Annotated in this window: 6 protein-coding genes; 3 read left to right on the top strand and 3 right to left on the bottom strand. The window is 67.1% G+C overall.

What is annotated here, in order from left to right:
- From ACWD4A_RS34995 to ACWD4A_RS35005, 3 genes are all read right to left on the bottom strand, one after another.
- A partial coding sequence (locus ACWD4A_RS34995; protein WP_451200470.1) for an amino acid ABC transporter ATP-binding protein occupies nucleotides 1-521 on the bottom strand: 521 nt, incomplete at its 3' end.
- Between the two features lie 633 nt (nucleotides 522-1,154).
- On the bottom strand, nucleotides 1,155-1,811 hold the full coding sequence (locus tag ACWD4A_RS35000; RefSeq protein ID WP_451200472.1) for a hypothetical protein: 657 nt from the start codon (nucleotides 1,809-1,811) through the stop codon (nucleotides 1,155-1,157).
- A 75-nt stretch (nucleotides 1,812-1,886) separates the two neighbouring features.
- Complete coding sequence (locus ACWD4A_RS35005) at nucleotides 1,887-2,642, bottom strand: hypothetical protein (RefSeq protein WP_451200473.1); 756 nt, start codon at nucleotides 2,640-2,642, stop codon at nucleotides 1,887-1,889.
- Nucleotides 2,643-2,999: 357 nt separating this feature from the next.
- Here ACWD4A_RS35005 and ACWD4A_RS35010 point away from each other — a divergent pair, with 357 nt between their 5' ends.
- From ACWD4A_RS35010 to ACWD4A_RS35020, 3 genes are all read left to right on the top strand, one after another.
- A complete protein-coding gene (locus ACWD4A_RS35010; RefSeq protein WP_451200474.1) occupies nucleotides 3,000-4,610 on the top strand; it encodes an alanine/glycine:cation symporter family protein in 1,611 nt (536 codons plus the stop codon).
- Between the two features lie 505 nt (nucleotides 4,611-5,115).
- Complete coding sequence (locus ACWD4A_RS35015; RefSeq protein ID WP_451200475.1) at nucleotides 5,116-5,502, top strand: M23 family metallopeptidase; 387 nt, start codon at nucleotides 5,116-5,118, stop codon at nucleotides 5,500-5,502.
- A gap of 148 nt (nucleotides 5,503-5,650) precedes the next feature.
- Nucleotides 5,651-6,368 (top strand): peptide MFS transporter (locus ACWD4A_RS35020; RefSeq protein WP_451200478.1); only part of this gene is annotated, 718 nt, incomplete at its 3' end.

A 6,368-nucleotide genomic window follows, 5' to 3' on the forward strand; every position in this document is an offset into this window, starting at 1 on the left:
GCGCGGGCGATCGCCACCCGCTGCTGCTGGCCGCCGGACAGCTGGGCGGGGTACTTGTCGGCGTGGGCCAGCAGGCCGACGCGCTCCAGCAGTTCACGGGAGCGCTTGTCGGCCTGCTCGCGGCCCTTCTTACGGACCTTCACCTGACCCAGCGTCACATTCGCCAGAACGGTCTTGTGGGCGAAGAGGTTGAAGGACTGGAAGACCATGCCCACGTCCGCCCGCAGCCGCGCCAGTTCCCTGCCCTCCTGGGGCAGCGGCCGCCCGTCGATCGTGATGGAGCCGGAGTCGGTGGTCTCCAGCCGGTTGATCGTCCGGCACAGCGTCGACTTACCGGACCCCGACGGGCCGATGACGACGACAACCTCGCCGCGCGCGATGGCCAGATCGATGTCCTGGAGCACGTGCAGCGCGCCGAAGTGCTTGTTGACCCGGTCCAGGACGACCAGCGCGTCCGCACCGGGCCGGCTGTCACCGGATCGGTGCGGCGGGATGCCTGGCGGCTGCAGGTGGTCTGGCATATGGACTCCCGTCCCGGTTGCTCTCGTGCTGTGTGCCTCGTGAACTGCTCGGTGCACAAGGAACCGTTGATCATCTGGAATGGTCCGCACGCTCATGCGGGAGGCATGGCGATGCGGCCCAGGGGTTCTTCAGTAGCCACCGAAGCCCGCCGTAGAACTACGGAAACGACCGTCCCTTGGAAGCATTGCGGAAGGAATTCACGTGAAACGCTTCGGCGAGGCCGTCGTGGAACCGTTCCGGCCTCCTGGCCGGTTCCGGTCGGAGCACGGGGCGCTTCATGAGAACACCACTCCTCGCGACGGGTCAATAGGCCATCGAAAGCGGGCCTGTTCCGTCGGCCGCTCTCCATACCGTGGCGGCTGCTCAAGGGGAAAACTGCGTGAATTTCCCGACCCGGGTTCCAGAAAGGGGGGACTGCTTTCGGATTGTCGCGAAGAATATGTGCAGCGCGGTGGTCGGCAGGTTTCCCCGAACTCGGAACACTCTCGGTCACGGTATTCCTACGTTCTGTGAAACGGAGGCGGCGTCGCCAAAAGAAAATCCGTCCAGGCCGTGCGGGGAACACGGCCTGGACGGTAGCGAGGTGCGTCACCGCGCCGGTCGGCGCGGGTGGAAGGAACGCCGGGAAACGCTCAGGGCTCGATGTGGATCGAGTAGTGGACGTCGTAATCCCACGTGGAGAGGCCGACACCGCCCTGCTTGAACCCCCACACCCTGCGGGTGATGCCGGCCTTGCGTCCGAGGTCGGCCACCGGGATGTCGAGCGTGAGGCTGCCGAGGAGGTCGTCCGGGTCGGACGCTTCGATGATGCTGTTCAGACCCTTGTCGACGAGTCCCACGACGACCTTGGCGGCCTCGCGGGCGATGGGGACGCCCACCTTGGTGACGATGGGGACCAGGATGAGACCGAGCCCTCCCGTCAGTCCGACGGCAGCGGCACTCGCCAGAGTGGGCACGAGGGCGGTGGCCGCGTGCTGGGCAAGGGCATCGGTGATCGCCTTTACCGCCTGGCGGTACCCCTTCTCGTTCCAGTCCTTCCCGAAGTCGCTGTCCCAGGCCGTCAGATCGATGACGAGGTTGCCGGACTCCGGGAGCTCCCCCTCGAAAATGACCTGCTGCGCCGAGTCGAACGCCAGGTCCTGGCCTTCCTTGATGTCCATCGGCTTCGTCAGGATCGCCCGAGCGCCAAGATCCGTCGCCACGGCTCCGGAGACGTAGAACTCGTCCGCGCCCACGATGTCCTCGGTGTCCCGGCAGACGACCCGATCGAGGACAACCTTCAGCTTCATACTCTGATCCCTTGTCTGATGTACTTCGATGTCGCGGTACCGCGCGGCCTGCGAGGAATATGGGCGGAGCGCTGCTTACGGCTCGACATGGATGGAGTAGTGCACGTCGTAGTCCCAGGTCGAAATACCGGCGCCGCCGCCCTGCTTGAACCCCCACACCTTGGGCATGACGCGGGGCTCACGCCCGATTTCGGTCACCGGGATGTCGAGCGTGAGGGTGCCGAGGAGGTCATCCGGGTCGGCCCCCTTGACGACGGACGTCAGGACCTTGTCCACGACCTCCACGACCACCTTGGCGATGTCCACGGCCATACGGGCGTCCGCGTCAGCGGTCGGCGTCTTTCCGCCGCCGGCGGCGGCCGGGGACTTCGCGGTGGCGGCCGGAGCCGCCTTCTCACCGGCGACCGGGGCCTTGCCCGCGACAGCCGGAGCCTTGTCGCCGGCAACAGGGGCCGTGCCGTCGGCCGTCGGGGCCTTGCCGGCGGCGCGGACGGCGTCGAGGGCCTCGGGGGCGCGCTCGGCCAGCATGTCGCCGATGGACTTGACCGCCTTGTGGTACCCCTTCTCCTCCCAGTCCTTCCCGAAGTCGCTGTCCCAGGCGTTCAGGTTGATGACGAGGTTGCCGGACTCCGGGAGCTCCCCCTCGAATACGACGCGCTGCGCCGTGTCGAATGCGAGGTCCTGCCCGTTCCGGATGTCCATCGGCTTCGTCAGAACCGGCTGCGCGCCGAAGTTCGTCGCCACGACTCCGGAGACGTAGAACTCGTCCGCGCCCACGATGTCCTCGGTGTCCCGGCAGACGACCCGATCGAGGACAACCTTCAGCTTCATACCCTGACCCCTTTTCCCATCGACTTCGGCTGCGGGCAATTGGCATGGCCCGAAGCGCAACTGACTACCTTTTGGACGCTACAGACCGGCTTGTCCCGTGCGGCCATCCGTAAGTTGATCTCCGCCTGCCTCCGGCCCTGACCGACCTTTCTCCAGGCTCGGCAGCGATCAACGATCTCTCGTATCCGTCAACCATCGGAGAGGAAAGAGCAGCCGCCCGACCGACAGGGTTGTCGCGACCGGTTCACTTCCGACCGTCGCCATTCCCTCAACACCACTTGTCGACGGAGGTGTTCACCGCTCGCCGCCGCAACCATCCTTCACCAGACCGCCGACCGGCTCACCACGGAGGTATGCATGACGCCCGTCGGCTCCCTGCTCGTCGCCCGGGACGCGCAGTCGAACAGCGCCGGAACCTGGGCGGCGTCCCCCGACGTCCCGCCCCCCGTCAGCGAACCGGCGGGTGTCTTCGAGGAGATGCTCAACGACTTCTTCACCCCGGTCGTCGACGTCATCTTCGGCGTCTTCTTCACCGAAGTCACTTTTCTCGACACGTCCTTCCCCTGGATCGTCGCCTGGGTCGTCCTGGCCGGCGCGGCCTTCTCCTGCTACTTCTTCGGCGTGCAGATCCGCTGGTTCGGCCACGCGGTCGCGCTGGTACGGGCGAGCAAACGCCGGCAAGCCGTGAATGCCGGTGACCCCGGTGAGGTCACCCCTTTCCGGGCGCTGAGCGCGGCGGTCTCCGCGACCGTCGGACTCGGCAACATCGCCGGTGTCGCCATCGCCGTCACCATCGGCGGGCCGGGCGCCGCGGTGTGGATGGTCGTGGGCGGAATGCTCAGCATGGTGGTGAAGTTCGTCGAATGCACCCTGGGCGTGAAGTACCGCGAGGAGCTGGCGGACGGCACGGTCCACGGCGGCCCCATGCAGTATCTGCGCCGCGGCCTCGCCGAGCGCGGACTGCCGTTGCTGGGGCGCGGTCTGGCCGGCGTCTACGCGGTGCTCGTCGTGCTCTTCGCCACCCTGGGCAGCAGCATGTTCCAGATCAACCAGACGCTCGAACAGCTGCAGAGTGTCACCGGAGGCGCGAGCAGCTGGCTGGCCGGTCCGGTCCCGCGGCTGAGTTTCGGCATCGTGGCGAGCATCCTCATCGCCGTGACGCTGCTGGGCGGAATGAAGACGATCGGGGCACTCGCCGGCCGACTGGTCCCCGCCATGACCATCGTCTACCTGGGCGCCTGCCTCACCGTCATCGCCGTCAACCTCGGGTCGGTCCCCTCCGCGCTGTCGTCGATCGTCATGGGCGCGATCAGTCCGGAAGGTGTGGTCGGCGGCGTCACCGGAGTCATGGTCGTCGGGTTCCAGCGTGCGGTCTTCTCCAACGAGGCGGGCATCGGCAGCTCGCCGATGGCTCACGCGTCGGTACGGACCAACCACCCCGCCACCGAGGGGTTCGTGGCCATGCTGGGTCCGTGCATCGACACGGTGGTCGTCTGCACCGTCACCGCGGTGACCATCGTCATCGCCAACCCGTCGAGTTATGTCGAGGCGCGTGAGGCGATCGAGGGCGGGCCGCACGCGCCCACGGGGGTGACGATCACCTCGGACGCCTTCGCCACCGTGCTGCCCTGGTTCCCCTTCGTGCTGGCCATGGCCGTGATCCTCTTCGCCTACTCGACGATCATCACGTGGGCCCACTACGGGGAACGGGGCTGGACCTACTTCTTCGGGCGGGGCCGTGCGAGCGTGCTGGTGTACCGGTTGCTGGCGGCGGGCTGCACCATCGCCGGTTCGCTGTTGACACTGGGCGCGGTGCTCGATTTCGCCGACGCCCTGCTGTTCGCGCTCGCTCTCTTCAACATCATCGGGCTCTATCTGCTGGCACCCGTCGCGCGGAGGGAGTTCGACGCCTACCGCAAGCACCTGCGCTCCCTCCAGCGCAAACACAAGGGCAAGCACTCCTCGTAACTGGCCAGCCACCCGGATACCAGGGCTCATCCCTCGGTCGCCGCTCGGTCAACTCCTGCCTCTCACGTCGGGATTGCCCGGCTTCTAGGCTCAACTCAAGGGCCACAGCGGATGCTAGGAGAAACCGAAGGTGAGCATACGGGGGTTCAGCCGGCACACCACCGGGACGGCCGTCGCGTCGTCCACGGTCGCGCTGGCCCTGCTGGTCATCTCACTGTCGGACAAGAGCCCGGAGCCGGGACAGGCGGGCGCCGGGTTACCCGCCACCACCCCGGACTGCTCCCCTCACGGCACTGAGGGATGCGAGGAGGAAACGGGTCAGGGGCCATCCGAGGAGACGCGACAGAAAGGGAAACCGAGCTCCTCGCCGAGCAGCGGCAAGCCGCCGGGCAAGGGCGGCCGACCCGTCGGCGGCCGATCGCCTGCTCCCGGTGGCCGTGGGAGCGGAAGCGGCGGGAGCGGCGGCGGTGGCAAATCCTGGGCACACCCGATCAGTGGCCGGGCCATGAGCGCGGCCTTCGGCAACGCGGGCGGGCGGTGGGCACGCGGGCACACCGGCGTGGACTTTCCCGCACCCGTCGGAACACCTGTGTCGGCCGCGGGCGGCGGCACCGTGGTCAAGGCCGGGCCCCGTGGTGCCGGGGACGGAAAGGCATACGGCAACGCCATCGTGATCAAACACGCTTCCGGAACCTACTCGCAGTACGCGCACCTCCTCAGAGTGGATGTGAGAGTGGGCGACACCGTCCGGGCCGGCCAGCGGATAGCCCTGTCGGGCAACACCGGAAACACCAGCGGACCGCATCTCCATTTCGAGATCCGCACCAGCCCGAATTACGGCCACGCGATGGATCCGGTCCATTTCCTGCGCAGCCGTGGCGTCTCCCTGTGACTGCGGTCACTTCGCGACTCGGGTCCGTTTACCTCGACAGGGGGGTCGCAACCAGGGTCCTTGGCCCCTTCCGGAAATTCCCAGGAAAGCGTCGAATCAGGTGGACGGTATATTCGTGAGTAATTCTCATGATCAATGAGGAGTCCCCATGCCCGCCGTTGTCACAGACACCGTCCGCAGCGACGCGCCACCAGGTGAGGACCGCTCCTTCTTCGGCCAGCCCAGGGGTCTGGGAGCGCTGTCTGGGCTTGAGGTGTGGGAGCGGTTCTCCTTTCTCGGTATGCAGGCGATTCTGGTGCTGTACTTCGCCGACACCGTGGCCGCGGGGGGTCTCGGGATGGCGCCTGGTGCGGCTGCTTCGGTCGCGGCCGCGTACGGGACGCTCGTGTATCTCGTTTCCGTTGCCGGTGGGTGGCTGGCGGACCGTGTGCTCGGTACCTACCGTGCGGTGTTGTGGGGCGGCATTCTCATCGCGTGCGGGCATTATGCGATGGGTGTGCCGGCGGGTGCTGCTACATGGGCGGGGCTCGGGCTGATCAGTGCGGGTACGGGGCTGCTCAAGCCCAATGTCTCCACCATGGTCGGCCAGCTCTACCGCAGCGACGACCAGCGCCGCGACGCCGGCTTCGCCCTTTACTACATGGCTATCAATATCGGAGCCTTCCTCGGGCCGTTGGTCGCCGGCTGGCTCGGGCAGAGCAAGGGCTGGCACTGGGGTTTCTCGGCGGCCGCTGTCGGTATGACGCTGGGCCTGGTCCAGTACGTCATGGGCCGCCGCCACCTGCCCGGCCGGGGCACTGCCCCCGCTGGCGTGCTGGCGCCGCGGGCGTTGCTTAAGATTGACCGACACTTGCAGTGTCGGATTT

The sequence above is a fragment of the Streptomyces sp. NPDC002537 genome (assembly GCF_053594975.1).

What these genes read in the sequence shown, in the direction of transcription:
- ACWD4A_RS35010 (WP_451200474.1), top strand. Translation starts at nt 3,000, where the DNA reads ATGACGCCCGTCGGCTCCCTGCTCGTCGCCCGGGACGCGCAGTCGAAC.
- ACWD4A_RS35005 (WP_451200473.1), bottom strand. Translation starts at nt 2,642, where the DNA reads ATGAAGCTGAAGGTTGTCCTCGATCGGGTCGTCTGCCGGGACACCGAG.
- ACWD4A_RS35000 (WP_451200472.1), bottom strand. Translation starts at nt 1,811, where the DNA reads ATGAAGCTGAAGGTTGTCCTCGATCGGGTCGTCTGCCGGGACACCGAG.
- ACWD4A_RS35015 (WP_451200475.1), top strand. Translation starts at nt 5,116, where the DNA reads ATGAGCGCGGCCTTCGGCAACGCGGGCGGGCGGTGGGCACGCGGGCAC.